This is a genomic window from Mesorhizobium cantuariense (genome assembly GCF_042647205.1).
Classification (GTDB): Bacteria; Pseudomonadota; Alphaproteobacteria; order Rhizobiales; family Rhizobiaceae; genus Mesorhizobium; species Mesorhizobium cantuariense.
The window spans coordinates 5,959,450-5,985,494 of sequence record NZ_JBHRVD010000001.1 but is presented as its reverse complement, the minus strand read 5'-3'; the positions used below and the strand labels follow the sequence as shown (position 1 = coordinate 5,985,494).

Sequence of the window (26,045 nt, the reverse complement as noted above, 5' to 3'; positions counted from 1 at the left end):
GAAACGCAATCATGTCAACACGGATCAGGGAAAGCCGGGGCCAGGAAATGGCCCTGACGGCGGCGGTAGCCATCGTCATCGTGCTGCTTTCGCTGCTGCCGATGCTGCGCCTGATCAAGGAGATCGTGGCGCCCGGCGGCACGCTGTCGACCGCCGCGATAAAGACCGGGCTCGCCAGCCCGGCGACCTGGATCGCGACCTGGCACACGCTGGTCGTCGGCGTCGGCGGCACCCTGCTTGCGGTGCTGTCGGGAACGCTGGTCGCCGTCCTCGTCACCCTGACCGACATCCGTCGCCGCAGCGCCCTGGTGCTCTGCTACGTCATGCCGTTGATGATCGCGCCGCAGGTGACTGCGCTGGCCTGGCTGCAACTGTTCGGCCCTGCCAGTCCATTCCTCAAGCTCTTCGGTGCGGCACCCCCGCTCGGCACCAAAAACCCGCTCTATTCCACCTCGGGCATCATCCTGCTGCTCGGCGTGCAGTATGGCCCGCTGGTTTTCCTGCTGGTGCGCGCCGGCCTGCGCAAGCTGCCGCGCGAGCTGGTCGAAGCGGCGCGGGCGGGCGGCGCCGGCTGGTTCACCGTGCTGGTCACCATCGTGCTGCCGTTGATGACCCCGTCGATCATGGCGGCCGCGGCACTCGCCTTCGTCTCCTGCGTCGGCAATTTCGGCATTCCGGCCTTTCTCGGCATTCCCGCCAACTATCTCGTGCTGCCAACGCTGATCTACCAGCGGCTGGCCGGCGGCGGTCCCGCCGTGCTCGGCGAAACCGCGTTCCTGTCGGTGCTGATCGGCGTCATCGCCATGGCTGGTATCCTCGCCCAGGAGGTCATGAGCCGCCGCCGCGACTATCGCATCAGCTCCACCTCGCTGGCGGCCGAGCCCTATGAGCTCGGCCGCTGGCGGCCCACCGTCCAGGCCGGCATGGGGCTGCTGATCGTGGTGGTGCTGTTCTTGCCGCTGTTCGGGCTGGTGCTGACATCGCTGGTGCCGGGCTACGGCATTGCGCTCACGGCCAAGACGGCGACGCTCGACAATTACCGCTTCGTGCTGTTCGAACATGACGCGGCCAGCCGCGCCTTCTTCAACAGCTTCTGGCTATCGATCTCGGCGGCCTTCTTCGCGGTCCTGGTCGCCGTGCCGATCGGCTATCTGATCGCCTGGGGCAAGCAGCGCTGGGTGCGGCTGCTCAATCTCTCGGTCGAACTGCCCTATGCCTTGCCCGGCGTGGTGCTGGCGATCGCCTCGCTGCTGCTGTTCCTGCGGCCGATCCCGCTGACCGGCCTCCAGCTCTATAACACCGTCTGGATCATCCTCTACGCCTATCTCGCCCGCTTCCTGGTGCTGGCGCTGCGGCCGACCATCAGCGGTTACCACCAGATCGACCGGGCGTTGGAGGAGGCAGCGCAAGTGGCGGGCGCCGGGCTGTTCACGCGCATGCGCACGATCATCTTTCCCTTGGTGGCACCGGCGGCAATCGCCGGCGGCCTGCTGATCTTCATGACGGCGCTCAGCGAGCTCACCGTTTCGGCGCTGCTGTGGTCGTCGGGGTCGGAAACGATCGGCGTGGTGATGTTTTCCTTCGAGCAGGGCGGCGATTCCAACTACGCGGCGGCGATGTCCGTCATCACGGTAGCGGTCACCTTCGTACTGATGCTGGTGACCAATCTGCTTGCCCCCTACCTTCCGACCGGAGTGCTGCCATGGCGCGATTGAGCCTGGACAAAGTGACCAAGAGCTTTGCCGATTTCGATGCCGTCAAGGACGTGTCGATCGACGTCGCCGACGGCGAGTTCCTGGCGGTGCTCGGCCCCTCCGGCTGCGGCAAAACGACGTTGCTGCGGCTCGTCGCCGGATTCGAGAAGGTGACGTCAGGCGAAATCCGCATCGGCAGCGAGGTCGTGTCGGGCAAAGGCGGCAGCGTCGCGCCGGAAAAGCGGCGCGTCGGCATCGTCTTCCAGAACTATGCGCTGTGGCCGCACATGACGGTCGCCGAGAACATCGGCTATTCGCTGAAGGTGGCGAAGCTGGACAAAGCGGTCGCGCGCCAGAAGGTTGAAGACGCACTCGCCCTGGTCAACCTGCAAGGGCTGGGCGACCGCAGGCCGGCCAACCTCTCGGGCGGCCAGCGTCAGCGGGTGGCGCTCGCACGCTGCCTTGTCGCCGCGCCCTCGCTGGTGCTGTTCGACGAGCCGCTCGCCAATCTCGACGTGCATCTGAGGGCCTCGATGGAGGACGAGTTCGCGTCCTTCCACAAGCGCACCGGCACGACCATCGTCTACATCACCCATGATCAGGCCGAGGCGATGGCGCTGGCCGATCGTATAGCAGTGATGGACAACGGGCGTCTTGCCCAGCTGGCGACGCCGCGCCAGCTCTATCATGAGCCGGCAAATGAAATGGTGGCCTCGTTCATTTCGCAAGGCATTTTGTTGCCCGCAGATGTGTTGAGCGCGGAAGAAGGAGGCCATTGCAAGGTCCGGGTGCTCGGCGCTGAACTGGTTGTCCGCTGCCGGCCTGGCGAACAGCCGAGAGCCGGTGCGAAGATTTGCTGCCGGTCAGCCGATCTCTACGTGTCGCCCGATGGCCCCGGCTTCGACGGCTTGGTCAAGCGGGTGATCTATCAGGGCGGCTCGGCGCGCATTGAATTCACGCCTTCCGCCAGCCCTGTCCTCACCTTGCATTTCGAGCAGCCCGACCCGGTTGTACTGCAGAGCGGAGCGAAGGCGCGTCTGCGGATACGATCGGGCTGGCTGATCCCGGCGGTGGGGGCAGCATCGTGATGATGCTCGACCTGCTCGGCGGTTTTGGCGAAAAGGGCCGCATCAGCCTTGCCGTCAGCAGCGACAACGATCGTATCCTGCTCGACATCGGCATCAAGGTCGGCGCCTCCGGCACGGACTACTATCCGGCCCTGAACGGGTCGGTCGCCGACATCGATGCGCTGTTCGTCTCGCATGCCCATGAGGATCATGTCGGCGCGCTGAGCTGGCTGTTGGCGCGCGGCTATGATGGCCCGATTTTCATGACGACCGAGACCCGCGACGAGGCGCCGGCCACGCTTGCCGGCTATGGCGATCCCGGGGATCTCCGACGGTTTCCCTTTCCAGGCGATCGCATCGAGCTTTTCGAACCCGGCGATACGCTGAAGAGCGGCAATCTCGCGATCAGGACGGGACGGTCCGGGCATGTCGTGGGCGGTGTCTGGTTTGCGGTCGACGACGGCGAAAACCGCGTCGCCTATTCGGCCGATGTGGTGCCGGACAGCAATGTGTTCGTCATGGACACGATCCCGCACTGCGACCTGCTTGTTCTCGACGCCTCCTACGGTGCCGATCCGGTGCCGGGGGCGGCCCGGGCGCGAGAAATCTCGCAATGGGTGGCCAGGCATTCAAAGGGTTGTCTGTTGCCGACGCCACTGTCGGGCCGATCACTGGAACTGATCGCGGCCTTGCCGGGGCCGTTTGCCGTCCATGCCGGCATGCGTTTGTCCCTGGAAGCGCAGATCGGTGCTACGGCGGCTTTGCTGCCGGGTGTTCCAGATTTGCTGCGCCGCCGCTTGCAGGATGCCGCCGACTGGACCGATGCCGATCCCCTGCCGTCAATGCCGTTGCTGGCGGATGACGGCATGGGTGAGGCTGGCCCGTCGTCGCGGCTGCTGCCGCGTGCCGACCAGGCCGGTTTTCCGGTGCTGCTCACCGGGCATCTGCCGTCAGGTTCGCCGGGCGATCTGTTGCACAAGGCCGGCCGGGCGGACTGGGTGCGCATGCCGACCCATCCGACGCTGTCGGGCAATGTCGACATCTGGGAGAAGGCCGGGCGACCCACGGCACTCGGTCATTCCTGCACGCCGGACCTTCTCGGCGATCTGCAAACCCACATCCCGTCGCTGCGCACGCAATGCCATACCGGCCAGCGCATCACCGTGCCGGAGGCAAGAAAACGATGAGAATTCTGATCTGCAACGATGACGGCATCGAAGCGCCGGGGCTTGCCCGTCTCGTCAACGCTGCTGGCCGGTTGAGCGACGATGTCTGGGTGGTCGCGCCCGACGGCAAGCGCACCGCTGCCGGCTCGTCATTGACGATCGCCAGGCCCTTGACGATGCGGCGCGTCAAACCGAACTGGTACTCCTGTTCCGGCACGCCGGCCGATTGCGCGGTCAGCGCGATGACGTGGCTGTTCGCCGATGCGCGGAAACCGGACCTGGTGCTGTCGGGCGTCAATGACGGCCGCAACGTCGCCGAGGACCTTGCCTATTCCGGCACGCTCGGCATTGCGCGCGAGGCGACTTTCTGGGGTCTGCCGGCCATCGGCTTCTCGCGCGTGAAAAATCCCGATTTCACCGGCGGCGACGACCAATGGCTTGGTGCGCTGATCGCGCCCCTGTGGCGATCGCGCGCCGACTGGGGGGCGGAGGGGCATTGGCTTAGCGTCAATCTACCCACCTCGCTTCCAGCCGAGATCCGCCAGCCGCGCATCGGCCGCGACAAAATCGCCCGCAAGGCCGAGATCGTGGAGACAGATGGCGAGCGCACGGTCATCACCATTCCCCGAGGCCGCGCCCATGCGAGCCAGCCAGGCGACGAGAATGAGGCGATCGATGCCGGCTTCGTCAGCATCAACCGGCTTAACTGGTTTGGTGAAACGCGGTTGGACGAACGGTTTCTGGATGGGATTTCGAGCCAACGGCAAACCGGCTGATCTCAGATCTTGAATCGATCGTAGAGCTGGTTGAGTCGCACCGTGCCTCACTGGCGCTGCTCTGCGCATCGTCCGATCAGCAACCTGTCAGGGGTTAAATTAAGTCAATCCACTACCTATGCTTGAAGCCGCCGCTATTTCATTCCACATCGGTCAGTATGAAGAGCGAGACAGGAGAACGGTGGCGGCATCTGCTGTGGGCTTTGCCCGCATCGCTGGTCCTGCATGCGCTCATCGCGGCGTTCCTGGTCTATGGCTTGCCCGTGCCTCCCCAACAGCCGCAGGAGGAGCAGCCGGTCAATGTCGCGCTCGTGCTTCCGCCCGATCAGCCGAAACCGAAACCTGCTCCTGCACCGCCGCCAAAGAAAGCCGAAAAGCCGCCGGAACCGAAGGTTGAAAAACCGCCCGAGCAGAAAGTTGAAAAACCACCTCCGCCGGAAAAGCAGGCTCAGAAATCTCCACCAATCGAAGTCCTGAAGCCTGTTTTCGAGTTCGGCGAGAAGGACGCCGGCCCGAGGAAATCCCTGGATGGGGCCAATGCTCAGGACAGTTCGCCGTCGCCGGCCAAGGATGACACGTCGAAGCCGCCTGCTGAGCCGAAGCAGGCAGAGAACAAATCGGCCGAGCCCACACAGGATGCAGAGAAGCAGGCAACTTCAACCGAGGAGATGGATAAACAGCAGGCAGACAAACAAGAGCCGGAAGCGTCACCAACGCCATTGGCTGCCGGCGAAGGTGAGATCGAGCTTCCCACATCAGCCGAAGCGCCGAAGCCTAAACCCGCAAATGCGCCGAAACCCAGCCCTTCAAAGGTCTCTAAATCCGGAAGCGGAAGCGCCAGGAAGCCAAGCTCGACGGACGTGGCCGTTGCTAAATCGCGGATCTATTCGGGCCTCCCGGGCGTCCGCAAGCTTTACTCACAAGGCGCTACCGGCGATGCGTTGGCCACGACCTCGATGGCCGGTGTGCCTCGCGGCAAGCGGGCTGCCCAACTTTGCGCCAGCGCGTTGCAGCAACAATTGCTGGACGCCTCCTATTTCCCCGAGTTGATCCCAAGTGTTCCGCTGAAGGCCGGTAATATCCTCGACGCCCCGGATGTCGCCTTCCGCACGACAACCACATGGTATCATCTGGGCTTCCGGTGTGAGGTCGACACCGATGCGACGAAGGTCTTGTCCTTCAACTTCCGTGTTGGGCCAGTGATCCCGCCCGACCAATGGGTCCGCCTTGGACTGCCTGTTCGCTAAGAGCTAGGCCGGCACGCCGAGTCCAGCCAATTGCCGGCTAACCTCATGCCAGTCGGCGCAGATGAAATCGGCACCGGCCGCCGTCAGCCGCGCGCTGTGCTCGGCATAGGTATGGCCGCCACCGGTGTAGCCGATCGCCGTCATGCCGGCGGCGACCGCGCCCTGGATGCCGAAGGGCGAATCCTCGATGACGATGCAGTCAGCTGGGTTGGCGCCCATCCTGGCGGCGGCGAACAGGAAGATGTCCGGCGCCGGCTTGCCGTTCTTGACCATCGAGGAGCTGTAGATCGCATCGCCGAAAAACCCTGCCAGTCCGGTCACGGCAAGGCTGTGGTTTATGCGCTCGACGGAGGATGACGAGGCAACGCAGCGGTCGCCGGCAAGCGTCTGCAGAAACGCGGCGATTCCCGGTGTCGGCTTCAATTCCTCGGAGAACAGCGCCTTGGTCTCGGCCCAGATGTCGCTGTCTGCCGCCGGCGGAAACTGGTGGCCGGTCAATTCCCTAATCTTGGCGATGATGTCGGACTGCTTCATGCCGATGCACTGGGCGATGATGCCGACGTGAACGCCGGGCATGCCGTGCTTTTCATAGACGCGCTCATAGGCCCGGGCGGCCAGCGGCTCGCTGTCGACGAGAACGCCGTCGCAATCGAAAATGATAGGCCTTGATTGCGCCACGCGCTTCTCCCTCAAGTCAATTCCGCACATCGCTATCGGCAAAAAGTCAAATGTTCAATAGTGCGGGTGTTTTGAGCGCAAAACCGGCAGGCTCAAAGCTGGCGCAGCGCATCGCTCGCTCGCGTCGATCCGAGAGCCCTTTGCATGGCTTGCCGGGACTGTGCGCGATCCGGCGTGATCCAGTTCGGTTCGGCGCCGAGGAAGCGATCGAGGAAGGCCACCGCATAGGCCGGCATCTCGGTCACGTTCTCGCGATAGGACCACCAGGTGCGCAGGTCGTCGGCGCATTTGTCGATGCCAGGTGCTGTGCCGAATTCCTGCTCGTGGATCGCCGAAATCACCGAGACGCAGTAGTTGGTGTAGAGGTACCCCTCCGGCCAGAAGCGGACGATTTCCAGTGTGCCGGCATTCGTTTCCGTCTCGATCAACTGGGTGAGGCCGGAGATTTCCCTGGCCGGCGCCTGTTTTATCAGCTCGCGCAGCACGAGGCCGGCGGCAAAGACGATGAAGTCGGCGCGGTCGATCGCGGCGAAGCGCTTCTGCGCCTCCATGATCTCGACCCAGTCGAGAAAGGCCCTGGTGAGCTTGGCCTCGTCGATTTCAAAGCGCACGCCGAACGTGTCCGAGACCACCTTGGCGCTGCCGCGGAAGGTGGCGCGGAACCAGCGCAACTGTCGCAACCGATGGCGAAGGTCGGGCATCAAGGCCAGTTCGTCCCTGAAGGGCAGATCCATGTTCCTCGTATCCTGTTTCCCGATCAGGCTAGCACAACGGCGCCGCCGCTGAAATCTGTCAGCGTCCCTGTGGATGACGGCAGCTAAGGCCAATATCATACATATTGACATTCTCGGAAACAAATGTTCTCACTTTGCTGTTGTCACGCGTCGGTCCAAGGTGCGGTTCAACATAGGCTTCGGGAGGAGAACCGAATGGCGATTTGGCAGTGGGGACTGCTTCTGCTGGTTATTGTGTGGGCGCTGCAGTCGCTCGGCGTCTGGCTCCAGATGCGGCACTATTCCGATGTCTTTAGGGGCGTCACCGACCAGTACAAGGATGGCTTCGTCGGAGCCGGCAATTTTCGCGGTCGATTGGCCAAGGGCACCATCGCGCTTGTCGTGGTGACACCCGACCTGATCGTGCGCCGCCTGATGGTGATGAGCGGCCGGTCCGTCTTCACCAAATTCAAAAGACATGAAGAGTTCGAGGGTGTTCCCCTCGATCGACTCCGGTCCAATCCTGCAATCATGGGGGAGGGGGAACCCGGTGTGGCCGAGGCCGTGAAGCGGGCGATCGAACAGATCGACAAAACACGGTCGGAGCCGGGGAAGAAGCCGGGTCTGTCCGGTTTGAACATAGCAAGGGCCTAGAGCCGGATGAATTTCAGGACGAATCGACCTGAAAATCTGAATCCGTCTCTAAATCAAAGGGATAGAGGACGCCGCGCACCGACTGGGATCAACCGGCGGGCGGCATAAGGAGGAGAAATGTCTGTATTTTCGTTGTTGGCGCAGCATGCCGACATGGCCGTGCACAATCTGCATGTCGCAGGTGCCATGGTCTCGGATGCTGCATTGCATGGCAAGCTCGCCGTCGAGCATGCCTCCGACCATCTCGTTGTCCTGGCGCAAGCGGACAGCGCACCGATCACCGTCGATCAGTTCAAGGAAAAACTGAAGGACGTCCAGCAGGAAGAGCAGCTCGGCTGGCTGACCGCCATCGGCAAGTATTTCATCGGTATCTTCCAGAAGGGCGGCGAGGTCTTCGCCGGCTTCGTCACCGGCATCATTCCGACGCTGGTGGTGCTGATGACCGCCTTCTACGCCGTCACCGAACTGGTCGGCGAAGAGCGCGTACACGGCCTGGCGCGCGGCGCCGGCCGGATCGCGCTGACGCGCTATACGCTTTTGCCGCTGCTGGCGGTGTTCTTCCTCACCAATCCGATGGCCTATACGTTCGGATCGTTCCTGGAAGAAAAGCACAAGCCGGCCTTCTATGACGCGGCCGTGTCCTATGTGCACCCGCCGCTCGGCCTGTTCCCGCACATCAATCCCGGCGAGTATTTCGTCTGGGGCGGCATTCTCGTCGCGCTGCTGGAGCTGGAGAAGAAGGGCGTCGTCGTCGCCGGTTACCACGTCAAGGTGGCGATCTGGTACGCCATCGTCGGCCTCGTCGTCATCCTGCTCAAGGGCATGCTGACCGAACGCATCACCGCCATCATGGCACGCCGCCAGGGCGTCGAGCTGTAAGGGCGGGGAGGACATCATGGCCAAGACATACAAAGCCGTAAGGATCTCCCAGGGCAAAACCGGCTGGGGTGGCCCGCTCATCATCGAGCCGACCGAACAGCGCAGCAAGGTTGTTTCCGTCACCGGTGGTGGCATTCACCCGGTGGCGCAGCTCATCGCCGATATGACCGGTGCCGAAGCCGTCGACGGCTTCAGGGCGCCGCCGATCGAAAGCGAGATGGCGGTTGTCGTCGTCGATTGCGGCGGCACCGCACGATGCGGCGTCTATCCGCGCAAGCGCATCCCGACCGTCAATCTGACGCCGGTCGGCCAGTCCGGGCCGCTGGCCCAGTTCATCACCGAGGACATCTACGTTTCGGGCGTGAAGCCGGCGAACATCACAATGGCGGACGGATCCGAAACGGTCACCACTGCAGGGGGAGCAGCAGCGATGAGTTCAAGCAGCAACAATGCGACGCCGACGGCGCTGCCTAGCGAGGGCGGTCTGATCGGCCTCATCAGCACGATCGGCCGCGTCATGGGGCGTATCGTCGGCATCTTCTTCAATGCCGGTCGCCGCACCATCGATCAGGTCATCCGCAACGTGCTGCCGTTCATGGCCTTCGTGACCATGCTCATCGGTCTGATCCTGTACACCGGCATCGGTGATGTGCTGGCGCAGCCAATGGGTCCGCTGGCCAACAACATCGTTGGCCTGTTGATCATCTCGGCCATCTGCGGCCTGCCGTTCCTGTCGCCCATCCTCGGGCCAGGCGCTGTCATCGCGCAGGTCATCGGCGTCGCCATCATCGGCCCGCAGATCGCCAACGGTACGATTTCGCCGGCGATGGCGCTGCCAGCGCTGTTTGCCTACAACACCCAGGTGGGCTGCGACTTCGTCCCCGTCGGCCTGGCGCTCGGTGAGGCGAAACCGAAGACGATCGAGATCGGTGTTCCGGCGGTGCTCATCAGCCGCCAGATCATGGGCCCGGTCTCGGTGCTGATCGCCTGGATCGTCAGCCTGATCGTGTTCTAAAGACAGCTACAAAAATGAGGTTCGCCATATGACGGTTCTTCTGAGAACACGGGTCACTGCCATCGGACCCGAAGTGGCGGACCTTGCCGAAGCGGGCGTGGTCATCCTGTTTGCGGATGGCTCGCCGCCGGAGCTTGCCGAGGTTTCGGTGCTCCACAAGACGGAGCAGGGACCAAGTGACGGAGCGCCCGCCAAGGGCGCTTCGATCACCCTCGGCCCGGTTGCCGCTGTTATAACGGCGGTCGGCTCCAGCGCCTGGAGCAAGGTGCTCGAAATGGGCCATGTCGTCATCTCGTTCAACGGCGCCACCGAGGCCGAGAGGCCGGGCGAAATCTGTGCGTCGCAAGTCGACCCGCAAGCGCTCGTGGCCGCCCTGAAGGCGGGCGCGATCATCACCATCGCCGCCTGACAGCATTCGCGCCGCCACCCGTCTGGTCATGGCGCCAAGAAGAGCAGAGTATTTGCCATGGAACGCTCGACCATCGTCAGAGTGCATGAAGGTTTGCACGCCCGTCCCGCGACGCGGTTCGTCAAGCTCGCCAAGGGTTTCGAATCCGATGTCGAGCTGGTCAAGGATGGCAAGGCGGTCAGCGCCAAGAGCTCGGTCAAGCTGATGCTGCTGGCGGTTAAGGAAAACCAGGAAGTCACGGTCCGGGCGAATGGTGCCGACGCCATCGAGGCCATCGAGGCCTTGATCGGCTATCTCGAAAATCCGAGAGCGGGCCTGGATGATGAAGCGGAGTCGCAGAGCCCGGCGAATGATGCCGGGCAGGAAGTGGCACCTGCGCCCGAATCCGCGCCGGCGGCGCTTGGTCGAGCAAACGGCTTGCGCGGCGTGGCGGCAAGCGAAGGTTTCGCCATCGGTCCGGCCTTTGCGCATTTCCCACCCGATATCGCCGGACAAGGCCGCATGCTGCAGGCCGACGAGATCGCCGGCGAGATCGACAGGTTCCGCGCTGCGGTCCGCGCGGTCCAGGCACGCATGGACCAGGCGTTGGCGCAGGACAGCCTGTCGGCTGGAGACCGCGGCATCGTCGCCGCGCTCCGTGACATCGCCGCCGACGAGAGCCTGACCGGTGAGGCCGAAGGCCTGATCAAGGGCGGCAATGATGCGATTTCGGCCGTCATCACTGCCGCCTCCATCATCGCCGCCGATTTCAGCGCCGTCGACGATCACTATCTCAACGCCCGAGCCGACGATGTTCATGCGGTCGGCCGGCAAATCTGCCTCGTACTGCTCGGGCAAGACGATGTCAGCCTCGAAAACATACCCGAAGGGGCTATTCTCATCGCCGACGATATCGGCGCCTGGGATCTGGCACGCGCGCCGCTGAAGCGCATCGGCGGCGTGGTGTGCGGCCATGGCGGCGCCACCTCGCACATCGCCATCATTGCCCGCTCGCACGGCATTCCGGCGGTGCTCGGCCTCGGCGACCAAGTCAATGCCTTGCGCACCGCGCGAGAAGTCGCGCTCGACGGCAACAGCGGCTACGTGATCATCGACCCCGACGAGGCGACCCGTGCCGATTTCGCCGGCCGCGTCGAAGCGGCGGCAAAGGAGCGCGCCGGCTTGACCGTCTTCAAGACGGTGACGCCGAAGCTCGCCGACGGCACGATCATCGAGGTCGCGGCCAATATCGGCTCGCTTGAGGAAATCGAGGCGGCGCAGGAGGCTGGCGCGATGGGCATCGGCCTGTTCCGCACCGAGCTTCTGTTCATGCGCCACATGCACCTGCCCTCGGAAGACATGCAGGCGGAGACCTACGCGGCGCTGGCCAAGGCTTTTGCGCCTTATCCGGTCATCGTGCGCACGCTCGACATCGGCGGCGACAAGCCGATCGCCGGCATCGAATTTCCCGATGAGGAAAATCCCTTCCTCGGCTGGCGCGGCATCCGCATGTGCCTCGACCGACCCGACATCTTCAAACGCCAGCTGCGGGCGCTGCTGCGGGCCGCCGTGCACGGCAACATCAAGGTGATGCTGCCGATGGTGTCCGACATCGGCGAGGTCAGGCAGACGCGGGTGCTGGTCGAGGAATGCGCCGCCGAGCTGAAAGCCGAAGGCGTGCCGCATGCAACGTTCGATCTCGGCGTGATGATCGAAACCCCGGCTGCCGTGCTGATCGCCCCGGCGCTGGCCAAGGAGGTCGCTTTCTTCTCGATCGGCACCAATGATCTCACGCAGTACATCATGGCCGCCGACCGGCTCAACCCGACCGTGGCGAAGCTCAACGACGTCACCAATCCGGCCGTCATGGCGGCGATCGAAATGACGGCAAAAGCCGGCGTCGCCGCCGGCATCATGGTCGGTATGTGCGGTGAGGCGGCCGGCCGGCCCGACCTCATTGCTACCTTCGTGAAGATGGGGCTGACCGAGCTCTCGATGAGCCCGGCCTCGATCCAGCGCGCCAAGAAGACGATCATGGCCATGGCCGCTGGAGACTAAATCTCCGCGGCCGCGCTGTTTGTTTTGCGCAATTCCGAACGGAAAACCGCGACACACTTTTCCTGGAATTGCGCTGGCGGCAGTTTACGGCAAATGGGCAAGCAAGGTGGCGAAAACGGGTGTCAATTCAGCGATTGGGCTCGCCTTGGCGCAGGCCTGAACGATGCGGTCATGACGGATTTCGGCGGCAAGGATCGCGATCTCCAGCATGTCCGGCTCCGGCGCGCCGTCCCTGCCGGCGGTCGCCAGGCCGCAGGCCAAGGCGAGCGGCGCCAGGCAGCTTATGTCGAGCGCCCGGCCGCCCGCCGGCGTTTCCGGCGCGGTCTCGGCAAAGCGAACGGGACGCTGGTTGAGGCACTCGACCAGCAGCGCCGAACAGGCGGCCGCGATTGCCTGCAGTCCAGCGCCCGGCGCGGCCAATGCGGCCAGGAGATCACCATGCCGCTTGCGCATCGTGGCGTGGACGGCCGCGAAATCGGCTTCGTGGATGCGGGCATTGTCGATGTTCAGGCCGGCAAGCACCGCCTTGGTCAGATAATACATATCGCGCCGGAACAGGCGCTCGGCGCCCAGCTGGCGATCCTCGTTGCCGACCGGGAAATAGGTGCCGAGGCCCTTTACGGTCGTGCCGTCCACCTTTATCGGGCGCTCATGCGGGACAAAGGATTCGGCGATCGACAGCGCTTCGTCGACGGCACTCGCCGCATGGCTGAGCAGACCTTCGATGCCCTTGCCCGGAAACGGCGGCAGATGGCTGGTTGCTTCGCGCAGGACACTGGCGTCGCCGCTGCCGTCATGGCGGCTCTGGCGGATGATTTCGCGGACTTCCCGCAACCGGTCCTTCAGGTTGACGCGGACGTCTTCGGAGATTTGTCGGAGCATCGCGGATCGCCTCGAAATTGCTGCGGATGGCCACCAACAGGGGGGCGGTCTTCACCTCTACATTGTTCCTATCGATTGGTAGATCAATAGGCGATACTAGACCAGCATGCAGAATCGGCGACGGCGCGCTCGTCCGTCGCCGCAGGAGGAGAGACAGGCGTGGGCAGGCGACGACAGGGCGAAAGCGAAGACGGCCGAGGCGAGGCAACCGAGCAGGTCGCCAGCGAAAGCCGGACGGATCGCCTCAGGATCCGCGCCGCCTGGATGTATTTCGTCGAACAGATGACGCAGAACGAGATCGCCGATGTGCTTGGCGTCGGCCGCGTCACCATCGTGCGCATGCTGGCGGACGCGCGCGCGCGCAATGAGGTGAAGATCAGCATCGAGAGCGAATTGTCGGAGATCGTGCGGCTGGAGCGCGCTCTGGAGAAGACGTTCGGCCTGCAGCAGGCGCTGGTGGCGCCGCTTTCCGCGCCCGATGCCGACCCCCTACAGGCGATCAGCGCCAAGACCGGCAGTTTCCTGTCCGACACGATGAAGTCCGGCATGCGCGTCGGCGTCGGTTGGGGTCGGACGCTGTTCTCGAGCCTGCCCTTCATCAGCGCCAAGTCGCTCACCGACTTCAAGGTCATTTCGCTGCTTGGCGGTGTCGGCGTCGTGCGCCGATTCAACCCGGCCGAGTTCGCCTGGCGCTTCGCCCAAATCTTCCAGGGCGACGGTTATCTGATCCCGACGCCGGCCGTCGTCGACAGCGTCGAGACCAAGATCGCGCTGGTCGAGCGCTGCGGCCTGCAGGAGGTCTTTGAAATGGCCAACGTGCTCGATGCCGTTCTGCTCAGCGTCGGCGGCATTGCCTCGGCCACCACTTTCTCTCGCGGCGGCTTTCTCAAGGAAGCGGATCGGGAGGCCCTGCTTGCGCGTGGCGCCGTTGGCGACCTTCTGTTCCATTTCTTCGACCGCAATGGCGATCTGGTCGACCATCCCGTCAACAGCCACGTGATGTCGGTCGATGTCGACCGTCTGCGCAAGGCGCCGATCCGCATCCTCACCTCCGGCGGTGCGGAGAAGACCGAGGCGCTGCTCGGCGCCATGACCCTCATCGCCCCGACCATCCTGATCACCGACGAGGAAAGCGCGCGGCGCATGCTGGAAGCGGTCAGCGGAAACTGAAGCTATCGGCGATATAGTCCGGCCAGGCTTGCTGTTCTTCGAAAACAGCGGCGAGATCTGATGTGTCCGCCAGTATTCCACTCAGAACCAGCGCCGTGGCGATGCCGGCGCCATCGCCGCCTGATATGTCGTGCTCGACGCTGTCGCCGACGCAGACCACGGTGCCACGGTCCGGCTTGCCCGCCAGCGCCAGTGCTGTGTCGAAAATCGCCTTGTGGGGCTTGCCGATGCGGGTGACGCTGCCGCCCAGACTCTCATAGAGGTCGGCAAGCCGGCCGGCGCCGAAGCGCGGCCCGTTGGCCGTCAGCATGATAGTGTCGGGATTGGTGCAGAAGCACGGCACCTGCCGCGCTGCTGCCGGCGCAAGCAGCCTGCGATAATGGTCGAGGTCGTAGCGATCACCCTCGCTGGCCGAGATCAGCACCAGTTCGGCCTCGTCGCCGGCGCCGGTCAGCACAAAAGGCAGGCCGTCAATGGCCGAGCGATCGTCGTCGCGGCTGATCAGCAGGCATTTTATTCCAGGGCGCAGCTTCCCCGAAGCCGCCATGTCGTTAAAAGATCGCCACGCCACCTCGCCGGAAGATACAAAATGGTCCCAGCTTCCCGGTTCGAAGCCGAGTTTTATGAGCCGGCTTTCATTGGGTCGTGCCCGCCTACCGGAGTTCGAAACCAGCACCACGGTCTTGCCGGCGCGCTTCAGCGCCGACAGTGCCGCCACCGCGCCCGGATAGGGCCGCGTGCCATCGTGCAGCACGCCGAACTGGTCAAGCAGGAACACGTCATAGCGCTCCACCAGCAGCCCGATGCCGTCGAGACGTTCGACCCGTTTCATGCTCATAGAAGCCCCGCCCGGCTCGCGCCCGTCAGCGCCAGCCGCGCCGTGCCGGCGGCGGCCTCGTCGGAAAGCGCGGGCAGGAAATCGACGCCGAGCTTGCGCTGCCGGATTGCCGTCCATGCCGGGTTCGCGGCGCCGCCGCCGACGCTCCTGACCGATGTCAACGCAGGCGCGCCGAGTTCGGCAAGCCTGACATAGCCGAGCGCTTCGATCGCGGCGATGCCTTCGAACATCGCTTTCAGATAGTTGGCGTCGTCCGCTGGCCGGGGCGTGAGGCGTGGCGGCAGCGCCGGATCGGCGATGGGGAACCGTTCGCCCGTCGCGGGAAGCGGATAGTAGTCGAGGCCGGTGTCCGTCCCCGGGTCGATTGCCGCACTGAGTTCGATGATACGCGCAAGCGGAAAATGCTGTGCCAGCACCTTGCCTCCGGAATTCGACGCACCGCCCGCCAGCCAGGCGTTGCCGAGCCGATGGCTGTAGATGCCGAAGCGCGGCGCCGAGATCGGCCGGTCGGACAGGATCTTGATGGTCAGCGAGGATCCCAGCGCGGAGACGCCGTCGCCGATGGCCGCGGCACCGGTCGCCAGGAACGAGGCGCAGCCGTCCGTCGTTCCAGCGACAACGGCCACATCGTGCGGCAAGCCGAACTGCTCCACGGCGGCGGCGGTGAGAGCGCCGGTGACATCGCCCGGTTCGACGACGCGCGGCAGCAACTCCATGCGCATTCCGGCCGCCGCGATCCAGTCCGGCCAGCGGCGAGCCTCGACGTCATAGCCCGTCTTCAGGGCATTGTTCTCGTCGCTGACATCGAAGCGGCCGGAGAAGTTTCCGGCAATCCAGTCGGCCTGGTGCAGCACCGCTGCAATGCCTGGCAGATGCTGGAAGCGCAGGGCCTTGGCGAGGCCGGATGTCGCTCCGTGCGCGGCACTTGCGGCCGGTGCCGCGCGGGCGATCACGGCCAGGATGTCGTCGTCGGCGACCTTGTCGTTGTACATCAATGGTTTCGCGAGCGGCCGCCCGGCCGCGTCGACCGGCAGCAACGTGCCCGAGGTGCCATCGATGGCGATCGCGCGGACCGCGGCCCGGTCGATGCCGGAAAGCAGCTCCGTCAGCGCCGCCTGGGCTGCTAGCCACCATGCCGCCGGGTCGCGGCCATCGCGACCAAATCGGTCGAGCGGAACAGCGGAATGCCCGGCTATGGAGAAATCCGGTCGCATGGCGACGGCGCGCGCACCTGATGTGCCGATGTCGATGCCGATGGCAAGTGGCAGCATAGCCTCTGTCCTTGCTAGCCGCCGGCCGCGTTGAGCTTCTGGCGATACTGCTCGGCGTCCCAGTTGACCAGTTCGTCATTCTCGGCGGCGGTGAGGTAGTTCAGCCGCGCCGCGATGTCGATGCGCGCCGTCACATCGGCAAGGCAGCGTTGCATGGCATCGGCGCCGGCGCTGGCGTCGCCCCGCATCAACACGCCAGCGTCAGGAAATAGGATCGCCGCCGGCGGCGTGCCCAGTCGCGCGATGATATCAGCCACGGTCTCGCCACGCCCCGCCACGACGGAGCCCTGGCCGAGGAAGATGACGTGGTCCGGATAGAGGCTGCCGGCCTTCGCTATGCGACGGCTCTCCGAGTCGAGCGCAACCGCATGCGCTTCGACATCGGCCGGCAATCTGTAGAAGCTGTCGCCGGCAAGCCTCGTCAAGGCGGCAAGGTCGGGTGCGGCCGTCGCGCGCGCCGGCCGAGCTAGCAATGATCTGACACGGTGCAGCAGAAGTTCCGCTTCGGCAACGGTTTCGGCGGCGATGACCAGCCCGTGATTGCCAAGGATCAACACGTCGACATCAGGCCGAAGTTTCTCGGCAATGCCGCGGGCAAGCGGCAGGCCCGGCCGGAAATAGGGCACATAGGCCCATTCGATGCCATCGAGCCGCCTGGCGACCTCGGCCTCGCCATCGGCCTGCACGGCAAGCGCAATGGTGTCGACGCAATGGACATGCACAACGACGCGCTGCGGCATCAAGGCGTGCACCGTGGTCTCGATCGACGGACGCAAGCCGCGCGGGTTGAGCGCCGCAATGGTGAAACCCTGCGGCTGGTCGGCGGCGCGGTCGCGCTGTTCGACGGCTTTGAGCAGCGGCGCCATCGCCACCGGCACCATGATGTCGTCGGTGAGCGCGTCCTTCAGCCAGGTGCCGGAGGCCTTGATCCACAAAGTGTCGTCGGCTTTCAAGGAGGTGTTGCCGCCCGCTGCCTGGGTCAGATGCGGGCTCTGCCCGATGCTGGCCGAAAGCGCCCGCAAGGCGGCCAGTTCCTGCGCGTCAGCTTGGGTTGCCATGGCGCTTTTCCTCCAACGGCTCGGCCGTGTCCTGCGCGAAATCCCGTTGCCGGGATCGAATTGGCGCTGATATCGCAGATACGAGTGATCTACGTCAATAGTGATCTACTATCATCAAAACCCGCTTGCAATCTGGCTAATGTTGAGTAAGTTGCGCCAACTGCCATGGAAAAATGGCATCGGGGAGGAAAGTGTTGAGCGACTCCGGCCGCCAGCGTCAGATCGTCGAACTGCTGCGGGATCGCCCGTTCGCCTCGGTGCGCGAGTTGCAGGAGCGGCTCGGCGTTTCAGCCGCGACGGTCAGGCGCGACATCGACAGGATCGACGAAGCCGGGGAAGCGCGGAAGGTCTATGGCGGCATCTCAGCGCTCGACGGCGCTTCCCAGGCTGGTGTCGCCTATGCCAGGCCATACGACGAGAACCGCGACCTTGCGGTCGAGGCCAAGCGGCAAATCGCCTCTCTCGCGGCGACCATGGTGCGTGACGGCGATGCGGTCATCGTGCATGGCGGGTCGACCTGCTTCCATCTCGGGGTCAAGCTCGCCGAGCGCAACATCCGGCTCTACACCAACTCGATGCCGCTGGCGGCCTATCTCAGCGACCACGGCCATTGCAGCCTGACGGTTGCCGGCGGTGACCTGCATCGCGAACCCGGCATCATCCATTCGCTCACTCAGGCCGTACCCTTCTACGCCTCGAAATTTTTTCTCGGTGCACAAGGCCTTGGCCAGGAAGGCGTGATGGAATCGCATCCGCTGCTGGTGCGCTCCATCATCGACCTCAGCCTCTGCGCCGACCAGATCGTGGTGCTGGCCGACAGCCGCAAACTGTCGATCCACGCGCGCAACGTCGCGCTGCCGCTTTCCCGCATCGGTACGCTGGTCACCGACGACGGCCTCTCGGACACCGATGCGCGCATGCTGGAGGACGCCGGCGTCATGGTGCGGATAGCCCCATCCTCGGGAGCCATCCAGTGAAAGTGGCGGTCCTCGATTTCGGCAAGACCAATTCGAAGCTGTTCGTCTTCGATCAGGGAGGGCGCATTCTCGACGAGCGTCGGACACAGCCGAAATGGGTGCGCCAAGACGGTTTCAGCGTGCTCGACGAGGCAGCGCTCCACGATTGGGCACTCGGTGCCGTAGGCGAGGCGGTCGACAGCCATGGCGTCGAGGGGCTGATGGTGTCGGGCCATGGCTGCACCTTCGCCTTGATCGGCGAGGCGGCGCTGACGCATCCGATCCTCGACTACGAGCAAGAGCCGCCGGCCGAGATAGCCGCGCGGATCGATCGCCGCATTCCTGACTTTTCCGAGACGTTCTCGCCGCGACTGCCGCTCGGCTTCAATTACGGTCGCCATATGCTGTGGCTGCAGGAGGTCGATCCGGATGCATTCGCTGCGTCGAAATCGATCCTCGGCTATCCGCAATACTGGAGCTGGCGCCTTGGCGGCCGAGCGGTCTCGGAAGTGTCCTATCTTGGCTGCCACTCGCATCTGTGGGCGCCGCGCCAGCGCGATTTTTCCTCACTGGTAGATGCGCAGGGCTGGCGCGACCGGATGCCTGCCTTCGAGCGCGCCGGCACCGTGACCGGCGAACGGCGCCTTGGCGGTGCAGCGAAGCCGATCGCCATCCACAACGGCGTCCATGACTCGAATGCGGCGCTGCATGCCTATCGCCGGCAGGAGCTTGGCCCGGTCACCGTCGTTTCGACCGGCACCTGGGTCATCGTGCTCAATCCCAACTGCCCGCTCGACGCGCTCGACCGGGACCGCGACATGCTGGTCAATGTCGACGTCGATGGCGGCCCGGTGCCGACCATCCGTTTCATGGGCGGACGTGAATTCGCAACGATCAGCGGCGGCTGGCAAGGCGAGATCGCCGGCCCGGTGGTGCAGCGGGTGATCGACGCCGGCATCATGGCACTGCCAAGCTTCGCGCCGGGCGGGCCGATGCCCGGCCATTTCGGCCGGCTGGTCGGGCGTACGCCCGATGCCGAGGAACGCGCGGCGGTGGCCGTGCTCTATGTTGCGCTGATGGTCGATCTGTCGCTCGACCTCATCCATTCGAACAACACCGTGATCGTCGATGGCGGGCTGAACACGGGCGGCCTGCTCGCCGGCCTGCTGGCGCAACTGCGTCCCGGCCAGGTCTTCCTGCAGGGCGCCACTCTGGAAGGCAGCGCCACGGGTGCCGCAGCGCTCGCCTTCGAGAGCGTGGGGCGCGACTTTGCCGCCGAGGTTCCGGAGCCGGTGAGCGCTTCGCGTTTCACTGGATTAGCCGGCTATCGCAGTGATTGGCGTGCCTTCGCCATGGACCGTGGCATCGCTGGTGCCGCCGCGGGAGGCGCGCGATGAGTGCGGCTGCCAAGGTCGAGACGACGCGCCAGCCGGTGCTGGAAATGCGCCACATCTCCAAGACGTTCGGCGCCATCCGTGCCTTGCAGGATGTCTCGCTCAGCGTCCATGCCGGCGAGTTGCACGCCTTGATGGGCGAAAACGGCGCCGGCAAGTCGACATTGATGAAGGTGCTGTCAGGCGCCTATCGGCCGGATCCCGGTGGCGAGATCCTGATCGACGGCATGCCCGCTGCGACCGGCGATCCGATCAAGGCGCGCGCCAGCGGCGTCGCGGTGATCTATCAGGAGCTCTCGCTGGCGCCCAATTTGACGGTGGCGCAGAACATCTTCCTCGGCAACGAGCCGCGACGCTTCGGCATCGTCGACCGCGACCAGTGCACCCGGCGCGCCAGGGAAATCATCAAGCGTCTCGGCGTCTCCTTCTCGGCCCGCGACATGGTCTCCAACCTGTCGCTTGGCGAACGCCAGCTGGTCGAGATCGCCCGCGCGCTGTCGACCAATGCGCGCATCATCGTCATGGACGAGCCAACGACGTCGCTGACCTCTCGCGAAACCGACCGGCTGTTCGAGGTCATTGCGACGCTGAAATCGCAAGGTATCGCCATCATCTACATCAGCCACCGCATGGAAGAGGTCTACCAGCTTGCCGACCGCGTCAGCGTGCTGCGCGACAGCGGCTATGTCGGCACGCTCGAGCGCGCCGAGCTCAGCGCCTCGCGCCTCGTCTCGATGATGGTCGGCCGCGATCTCACAGCCTTCTATAAGAAGGACCATCGGCCGCCGGACGCAAAGCGCGCGGTGGCACTCTCGGTGCGCGGCATGTCCGACGGCCGTCTCCTGAAGAACTGCTCGTTCGACCTGCACAAGGGCGAGGTGCTGGCGCTGGCGGGCCTGGTCGGCTCCGGCCGCACCGAGCTTGCGCGGCTGATCTTCGGCGCCGACAGGCGCACATCCGGCACGCTGGAGCTCGACGGCAAGCCTATAACCATCGGCTCGCCGCGCGAGGCGCTGGATGCCGGCATCGCCTATCTGACCGAGGACCGCAAGGAACTCGGCCTTTTCCTCGACATGTCGATTTCCGACAACATCAGCATGGGCGTGCTGGCGAGGGATTCCCGCGCCGGCGGCTTGCGCGACTTCGCGGCCGCCGAAAGACGCGCTTCCAAGGCTGTTGCCGATCTCTCCATCCGCACCAGTTCGGTGCAGGCCAATGCCGGCTCGCTGTCGGGCGGCAACCAGCAGAAGGTGCTGCTCGCCCGCCTGCTCGAAACCGAGCCGAAGGTCGTCATCCTCGATGAGCCGACCCGCGGCGTCGATGTCGGGGCGAAGTCGGAAATCTACCGGCTGATCGACAATCTCGCCAAGCAGGGAATCGCCATCCTGATGATCTCCAGCGAACTGCCGGAGGTGATCGGCGTCGCTGATCGCGTGCTGGTGATGCGCGACGGCGCGATATCGGGCGAGGTGACGGCATCCAAGGGCGAGCCGCTCAGCCAGGAGAAAATCATGGAACTTGCAACGGGAGCGGCTCAGCAATGACCGACAAGGCGACCGAGATCAGCGCAGGCGGCCAGGCCACCGGCACGAGCCGGCGGTTGCGCACTGCAATCGCTGCCCTTGGCATGCTGCCGGTCCTGATCCTGCTGGCGGCCGGCTTCCAGTTCATGAACCCGCGTTTCCTGACCGAGACCAACCTTTTGATCGTCACCCAGCAATCGTCGATCAACATCGTGCTGGCGGCCGGCATGACCTTCGTCATCCTGACCGGCGGCATCGACCTGTCCGTCGGCGCAATCCTTGCCGCATCGGCGATGGTGGCGGTGATGGTGTCGCTGGTGCCGGACTGGGGCCTGCTCGGCGTGCCGGCGGCCGTTCTGGTCGGCCTCGGCTTCGGCCTGATCAACGGGCTGCTCATCGCCTATATCAAGCTGCCGCCCTTCATCGTCACGCTGGGTTCGCTGACCGCGGTGCGCGGCGTCGCCCGCCTGCTCGGCCAGGACACGACGGTGTTCAATTCGGACCTGCCGTTCGACTTCATCGGCAACGGTTCGCTGTTCGGCATCCCGTGGCTGGTGATCATCGCGCTGTCGGTCGTGGTGCTGTCCTGGCTGGTGCTCAAGCGCACCGTGCTCGGCACCTGGATCTATGCCGTCGGCGGCAATGCGGAGGCCGCCCGGCTGACCGGCATCAAGGTGCCGCTGGTGCTGCTGTTCGTCTATGGCGTATCCGGGATGCTGGCCGGCCTTGGCGGCGCCATGTCGGCGGCCCGGCTCTACGCCGCCAATGGCCTGCAGCTCGGGCAATCCTACGAACTCGACGCCATTGCCGCGGTCATTCTCGGTGGCACCAGCTTCGTCGGCGGCGTCGGCTCGATCTGGGGCACGCTGATCGGCGGCCTGATCATCGCGGTGCTCTCCAACGGGCTCATCTTGGCCGGTGTCTCGGACATCTGGCAGTACATCATCAAGGGATTGGTCATCATCGTGGCGGTCGCCCTCGACCGCTACAGGCTCCAGGCAGGAGCAAGAACGTGATTGACCTTAGTCGCCGGCGTCAACGACCGGTTTGTGTAACGCACCGTGAGAGGCGCGGGGCAATCGGAGGAAAGCAATGAAGACCATCGCCAAACTGCTCTGCGGCGTCGCACTCGCGTCGCTCGCCATCGCGCCTGCTTCGGCCAAGGACCTCAGCAAGGTCGGCATCTCGGTCGGCCTGCTCGGCAACCCCTTCTTCGTCGCCACCATCAAGGGCATCGAGGACGCGGCCAAGAAGATCAACCCGAAGGTCGAGGTGACGTCGGTGTCGGCCGACTATGACCTCAACAAGCAGGTCTCGCAGGTCGATTCGTTCATCGCCGCCGGCGTCGACGTGATCATGCTCAATGCGGTCGACGCCAAGGCGATCGCACCGGCGGTGAAGAAGGCACAGGCGGCGGGCATCGTCGTTGCCGCCTTCGACGTTTCGGCGCCCGGCGCCGATGTCACGGTGATGACCAACAACGTCAAGGCGGGCGAAGAGGCCTGCCAGTACCTGGTCGACCACACCGGCGGCAAGGGCGATTACGTCATCCTCAACGGGCCGGCATCGTCGTCGATCCTGGAGCGGGTGAAGGGCTGCAAGAACGTGCTGGCACAGCATTCCGACATCAAGATCCTCTCCGACGACCAGAATGCCGAAGGCTCGCGCGACGGCGGCCTGAAAGTGTTCCAGTCGCTGCTCACCCGCTTCGACAAGATCGATGCGGTGTTTGCCATCAACGATCCGACGGCGATCGGCGCCCAGCTCGCGGCCAAGCAGCTCAACCGCTCGGAATTCATCTTCACCGCCGTCGACGGCGCGCCGGATATCGAGAAGGAACTCTCTTCCGGCACCTCGATGATCAAGGCTTCGGCCTCGCAGGATCCTTACGTGATGGCCGGTCAGTCGCTGACGATGGCGGCTGAATTGCTTGCCGGTAAGAAGCCGGCGGAGCCGACCGTTCTGCTCGACCCGAAGCTGATCACGGCCGAGAATCTGAAGGACTACAAGGGCTGGACCGCGGCCCGCTAAATCAACGACGTGCGGCCGGGATCACCCGGCCGCACTTCCTGTCCCGGCATCGGATTCCACTCCTGGGTCCGATGCTCCGCAGAAGCCGGAGACGATGATGTCGCGCATTGGAATCCATTCCTTCGTCTGGTCGGCGAGCTCGGCACAGGCCGATCTCGAACGGACGCTGGCCAACACCAGGGAAGCCGGCTTCGACCTGATCGAATTCTCCTATCTCGATCCCGCCAATGTCGACATCAGCGGACTCGCCAGGCGCATCGCCGATCTCGGCCTCGGCGTCGCAATCAGCATCGGATTGCCTGGTGATGGCGACATTTCGAGCGCCGACAAGGCGATTGCCGCGCGCGGCGTCGAGATCCTCAACGACACCGTCGCGCTGACGCGCGATCTTGGCGGCCGGAAGGTCGCCGGCATTCTCTCGACCAGTCACGGATTGCAGGTCGAGGCACCGACGCGCGATCAATGGCAGCGCAGCGCCGGAACGCTGGCGAAGGTCGCGGAGACGGCCAAGGCGGCCGGTGTCACGCTCAATCTCGAGATCGTCAACCGCTTCGAAAGCAACCTGCTCAACACCGCCGCGCAAGGACTGGCGTTCATCGAGGATACCGGCTCGGACAACATCTTCCTGCATCTCGACACCTTCCACATGAACATCGAGGAGGCCGATGTCGGGCTGGCCATCCGGCATGCCGCAAGCAAGATCGGCTACGTCCATATCGGCGAAAGCCATCGCGGTTTCCTCGGCACCGGCAACATCGACTTCGCCGCGATCTTCGATGCGCTCACCGCCATCGGCTACAGTGACGACCTCAGCTTCGAATCCTTCTCGTCGGAGATCGTCGATGAGAACCTGTCTAAGAAAACCGCCATCTGGCGCAATCTGTGGACCGACAATCTGGCGCTCGCCAAACACGCGCGCGCCTTCATCGGGCTCGGGCTGGAGACGGCGCGGCGCAAGGCCGAACTGGTTTCGGCGCAGCACAGACCCTGAACCCCCACCGTGCCATGCGCTGCATGGCGCTGGCATTGCCCGAGACAGGTGCATCGGCTATCTGACCGTCCAGGCACATAACGCCGGCACACTAGACGGAGCCCTGACATGACAAACAAGACGATTCTCAAATTCGGCGCCGTCGAAAAAGCGGACGCCGGCGATCTGGCTGGCTGGATCGTCGTCGAGGGCAAGCCGACCATGCAAACCGCCGTCCAGCATACGACCGAGGACGGCAAGGTGTTGTCGGGTACATGGCGGGCTACGCCCGGCACCTATCACGCGACCTACACGGACTATGAGTTCGTGCACATGATCGCCGGCCGCATCATCATCACCCCCGACGGCGGCACACCGGTCGAGGTCGGCCCCGGCGATGCCTTCGTGGTGGAAGCCGATTTCAAGGGAACCTGGAAGATCACCGAGCCGGTGACCAAGCATTTTGTTGTGCGGGTTGGCTGAACGGGCTGATCGCAGTTGCATCATGAAAAACCCGCCATGGTTCGCCCATGGCGGGTTTTTCGCTGCCGCATTCGTTTCGACCGTTCTTTCTTGATGACCCCGTTGAGTGGACCCAAATGCAGGGTGTCTGGCACTGCTACCCAGCAGCGTGGCCCACCAGGCTGGCGTGATCCGTGGCCTCGTCGCTTCAAATGATTGACAATGATAACCGTGTCTTCGCCTCATCGGAGCTATCTCCTTTGTGGGGAAAAAGCGTTCTGTGTATGCTCCACAAGCTTTAGGAGAGGCTTCGGATGAGAATTGCCATGTTGGTCGCGATGGCAGCGATATTGGCTGGATGCGTGACCTCGCCGGTCGACTACGAAGCGTCGCTTTCGAAGCAAGATCCGAAATGGGTGTCGCCGGAATGCCAGCAAGCTCGCATGGAGGCTTCGGACTACGACGCTCGCGAAAAAGAGCATCCGGGTTGGGGCTTCGGCGTCTTGCTTGGCCCGTACTCATTAGGACTCGTAGCAGCCATTAAGGAGCATGAGCAGAAGCAACGAAAGTTGTTCGCCCGTGAAGTGCACTTGCGATGCTCAAGTCTTCCACTGCCAAAGGAGTTGCAGAGCGATCCAAGCCTCCAGGCCGCGAGTTCAAATCAGACGAAATATCCACCGGCGAAGTAGACTATTTCCAGATCGATCCCGTTGGCCTCGTCGAACTTGTTTTGTTTCAGCGTATCGAGTTCCCAACTCACGGTGCCGAACTTCAGGACACCAATTCGGACCTTAGCTGCTGCAAAGACAGCAACCGGCCTTGAGGCGAGGATGGCGGTCCCGAGAGCCGCCAAACGTAGTGTTTTGCGCCGCGAAATCATCGTGACGGCTCCTCTTCCTGGGCTGCCGATGAATCAGGGATGTCGATCAAATCGCTCGTTCCCTGCTCGGAAAGGCACATTTCCAGCGCACGATCTTGAGACCCGGATGTTCCTGAGACCATTTTGCGATCTCGCTGGGCGCCAGGAACATGCATTGGAACAGAGAGCCGCGGCTCTCGAAATAGAGGTGTTCATCTCGGCAATTACCCGGATTGGCGCTCAGGCATACCGTTAATATGAGATCGACCATATCCATTTGGCACTTATCGTCGCCT

The 26,045-nt window shown here is 64.0% G+C and carries 26 protein-coding genes; 19 read left to right on the top strand and 7 right to left on the bottom strand.

The genetic code is table 11. The features are described 5' to 3' along the window. The first annotated feature begins 11 nt into the window (after positions 1–11). From ACFOJ9_RS29200 to ACFOJ9_RS29180, 5 genes are all read left to right on the top strand, one after another. The gene (locus ACFOJ9_RS29200; protein ID WP_378984064.1) at positions 12–1,715 is read left to right on the top strand and encodes an ABC transporter permease; all 1,704 of its coding nucleotides are present in this window, start codon (positions 12–14) and stop codon (positions 1,713–1,715) included. Continuing rightward, a complete protein-coding gene (locus ACFOJ9_RS29195; RefSeq protein WP_378984061.1) occupies positions 1,703–2,782 on the top strand; it encodes an ABC transporter ATP-binding protein in 1,080 nt (359 codons plus the stop codon). The genes ACFOJ9_RS29200 and ACFOJ9_RS29195 overlap by 13 nt, the downstream gene beginning before the upstream one ends. Continuing rightward, positions 2,782–3,948 (top strand): MBL fold metallo-hydrolase, encoded by a 1,167-nt coding sequence (locus ACFOJ9_RS29190; RefSeq protein WP_378988115.1) that lies wholly within the window; start codon positions 2,782–2,784, stop codon positions 3,946–3,948. The genes ACFOJ9_RS29195 and ACFOJ9_RS29190 overlap by 1 nt, the downstream gene beginning before the upstream one ends. Next, positions 3,945–4,703, top strand: a complete 759-nt coding sequence (locus ACFOJ9_RS29185; RefSeq protein ID WP_378984059.1) for a 5'/3'-nucleotidase SurE — start codon at positions 3,945–3,947, stop codon at positions 4,701–4,703. Before ACFOJ9_RS29190 ends, ACFOJ9_RS29185 begins: the two co-directional genes overlap by 4 nt. A gap of 158 nt (positions 4,704–4,861) precedes the next feature. Beyond that, positions 4,862–5,950, top strand: a complete 1,089-nt coding sequence (locus tag ACFOJ9_RS29180; protein WP_378984057.1) for a DUF930 domain-containing protein — start codon at positions 4,862–4,864, stop codon at positions 5,948–5,950. Between the two features lie 3 nt (positions 5,951–5,953). Here the strand turns inward: ACFOJ9_RS29180 and ACFOJ9_RS29175 are convergent, their stop codons facing one another. Then, entirely contained in the window at positions 5,954–6,628 is a 675-nt protein-coding gene (locus ACFOJ9_RS29175; protein WP_378984054.1) for an HAD family hydrolase, read from the bottom strand. A gap of 92 nt (positions 6,629–6,720) precedes the next feature. Further along, complete coding sequence (locus ACFOJ9_RS29170) at positions 6,721–7,362, bottom strand: hypothetical protein (RefSeq protein WP_378984051.1); 642 nt, start codon at positions 7,360–7,362, stop codon at positions 6,721–6,723. A gap of 195 nt (positions 7,363–7,557) precedes the next feature. Here ACFOJ9_RS29170 and ACFOJ9_RS29165 point away from each other — a divergent pair, with 195 nt between their 5' ends. The 5 genes from ACFOJ9_RS29165 to ptsP all read left to right on the top strand — a co-directional run bounded on the left by ACFOJ9_RS29165 (position 7,558) and on the right by ptsP (position 12,335). Next, positions 7,558–7,995: a transcriptional regulator GutM gene (locus tag ACFOJ9_RS29165; protein ID WP_027038061.1), complete on the top strand. Its 438-nt coding sequence runs from the start codon at positions 7,558–7,560 to the stop codon at positions 7,993–7,995. A gap of 117 nt (positions 7,996–8,112) precedes the next feature. After that, positions 8,113–8,874, top strand: a complete 762-nt coding sequence (srlA, locus tag ACFOJ9_RS29160; RefSeq protein ID WP_378984049.1) for a PTS glucitol/sorbitol transporter subunit IIC — start codon at positions 8,113–8,115, stop codon at positions 8,872–8,874. A gap of 16 nt (positions 8,875–8,890) precedes the next feature. Continuing rightward, the gene (gene srlE / locus ACFOJ9_RS29155) at positions 8,891–9,889 is read left to right on the top strand and encodes a PTS glucitol/sorbitol transporter subunit IIB (RefSeq protein WP_378984046.1); all 999 of its coding nucleotides are present in this window, start codon (positions 8,891–8,893) and stop codon (positions 9,887–9,889) included. A 28-nt stretch (positions 9,890–9,917) separates the two neighbouring features. Further along, complete coding sequence (locus tag ACFOJ9_RS29150) at positions 9,918–10,298, top strand: PTS glucitol/sorbitol transporter subunit IIA (protein WP_378984043.1); 381 nt, start codon at positions 9,918–9,920, stop codon at positions 10,296–10,298. A gap of 57 nt (positions 10,299–10,355) precedes the next feature. Continuing rightward, positions 10,356–12,335 (top strand): phosphoenolpyruvate--protein phosphotransferase, encoded by a 1,980-nt coding sequence (ptsP, locus tag ACFOJ9_RS29145; protein WP_378984041.1) that lies wholly within the window; start codon positions 10,356–10,358, stop codon positions 12,333–12,335. A gap of 84 nt (positions 12,336–12,419) precedes the next feature. On the opposite strand, the gene ACFOJ9_RS29140 is transcribed toward ptsP, so the two are convergent. Next, complete coding sequence (locus tag ACFOJ9_RS29140; RefSeq protein WP_378984039.1) at positions 12,420–13,217, bottom strand: hypothetical protein; 798 nt, start codon at positions 13,215–13,217, stop codon at positions 12,420–12,422. A gap of 159 nt (positions 13,218–13,376) precedes the next feature. Between ACFOJ9_RS29140 and ACFOJ9_RS29135 the strand changes: the two genes are divergently transcribed. Beyond that, positions 13,377–14,387 (top strand): sugar-binding transcriptional regulator, encoded by a 1,011-nt coding sequence (locus ACFOJ9_RS29135; RefSeq protein WP_378984037.1) that lies wholly within the window; start codon positions 13,377–13,379, stop codon positions 14,385–14,387. Here ACFOJ9_RS29135 and ACFOJ9_RS29130 read toward each other — a convergent pair. Genes ACFOJ9_RS29130 through ACFOJ9_RS29120 form a run of 3 tightly spaced genes read right to left on the bottom strand, consistent with a single transcriptional unit; the run spans position 14,374 to position 17,554 of the window. After that, positions 14,374–15,225 (bottom strand): TIGR01459 family HAD-type hydrolase, encoded by an 852-nt coding sequence (locus tag ACFOJ9_RS29130; protein ID WP_378984034.1) that lies wholly within the window; start codon positions 15,223–15,225, stop codon positions 14,374–14,376. The genes ACFOJ9_RS29135 and ACFOJ9_RS29130 overlap by 14 nt on opposite strands. Next, positions 15,222–16,496 carry an FGGY-family carbohydrate kinase gene (locus ACFOJ9_RS29125; protein ID WP_378984032.1) on the bottom strand — a complete coding sequence of 425 codons (1,275 nt, stop codon included), beginning with the start codon at positions 16,494–16,496 and terminating at the stop codon, positions 15,222–15,224. The genes ACFOJ9_RS29130 and ACFOJ9_RS29125 overlap by 4 nt, the downstream gene beginning before the upstream one ends. Positions 16,497–16,510: 14 nt before the next feature. After that, entirely contained in the window at positions 16,511–17,554 is a 1,044-nt protein-coding gene (locus tag ACFOJ9_RS29120; protein ID WP_378984029.1) for a class II aldolase/adducin family protein, read from the bottom strand. 194 nt (positions 17,555–17,748) lie between these two features. On the opposite strand from ACFOJ9_RS29120, the gene ACFOJ9_RS29115 reads away from it, so the two are divergent. The 8 genes from ACFOJ9_RS29115 (at position 17,749) to ACFOJ9_RS29080 (ending at position 25,579) form a co-directional block, all read left to right on the top strand. After that, on the top strand, positions 17,749–18,531 hold the full coding sequence (locus tag ACFOJ9_RS29115) for a DeoR/GlpR family DNA-binding transcription regulator (protein ID WP_378984027.1): 783 nt from the start codon (positions 17,749–17,751) through the stop codon (positions 18,529–18,531). After that, positions 18,528–19,907 (top strand): FGGY-family carbohydrate kinase, encoded by a 1,380-nt coding sequence (locus tag ACFOJ9_RS29110; RefSeq protein WP_378984025.1) that lies wholly within the window; start codon positions 18,528–18,530, stop codon positions 19,905–19,907. Before ACFOJ9_RS29115 ends, ACFOJ9_RS29110 begins: the two co-directional genes overlap by 4 nt. Then, complete coding sequence (locus tag ACFOJ9_RS29105) at positions 19,904–21,448, top strand: sugar ABC transporter ATP-binding protein (RefSeq protein ID WP_378984023.1); 1,545 nt, start codon at positions 19,904–19,906, stop codon at positions 21,446–21,448. Before ACFOJ9_RS29110 ends, ACFOJ9_RS29105 begins: the two co-directional genes overlap by 4 nt. Continuing rightward, the gene (locus ACFOJ9_RS29100) at positions 21,445–22,443 is read left to right on the top strand and encodes an ABC transporter permease subunit (RefSeq protein WP_378984021.1); all 999 of its coding nucleotides are present in this window, start codon (positions 21,445–21,447) and stop codon (positions 22,441–22,443) included. The genes ACFOJ9_RS29105 and ACFOJ9_RS29100 overlap by 4 nt, the downstream gene beginning before the upstream one ends. Before the next feature lie 76 nt (positions 22,444–22,519). Then, positions 22,520–23,458: an ABC transporter substrate-binding protein gene (locus tag ACFOJ9_RS29095; protein WP_378984019.1), complete on the top strand. Its 939-nt coding sequence runs from the start codon at positions 22,520–22,522 to the stop codon at positions 23,456–23,458. 97 nt (positions 23,459–23,555) lie between these two features. After that, the gene (locus ACFOJ9_RS29090; protein WP_378984016.1) at positions 23,556–24,449 is read left to right on the top strand and encodes a sugar phosphate isomerase/epimerase family protein; all 894 of its coding nucleotides are present in this window, start codon (positions 23,556–23,558) and stop codon (positions 24,447–24,449) included. A 108-nt stretch (positions 24,450–24,557) separates the two neighbouring features. After that, complete coding sequence (locus ACFOJ9_RS29085; protein ID WP_378984014.1) at positions 24,558–24,911, top strand: cupin domain-containing protein; 354 nt, start codon at positions 24,558–24,560, stop codon at positions 24,909–24,911. 293 nt (positions 24,912–25,204) lie between these two features. Continuing rightward, positions 25,205–25,579, top strand: a complete 375-nt coding sequence (locus ACFOJ9_RS29080) for a hypothetical protein (protein WP_378984011.1) — start codon at positions 25,205–25,207, stop codon at positions 25,577–25,579. On the opposite strand, the gene ACFOJ9_RS29075 is transcribed toward ACFOJ9_RS29080, so the two are convergent. Next, positions 25,552–25,770, bottom strand: coding sequence for a hypothetical protein (locus ACFOJ9_RS29075; protein WP_378984009.1), 219 nt, complete (start codon positions 25,768–25,770; stop codon positions 25,552–25,554). The two genes, ACFOJ9_RS29080 and ACFOJ9_RS29075, sit on opposite strands and share 28 nt — an antisense overlap. Positions 25,771–26,045: the final 275 nt, after the last annotated feature.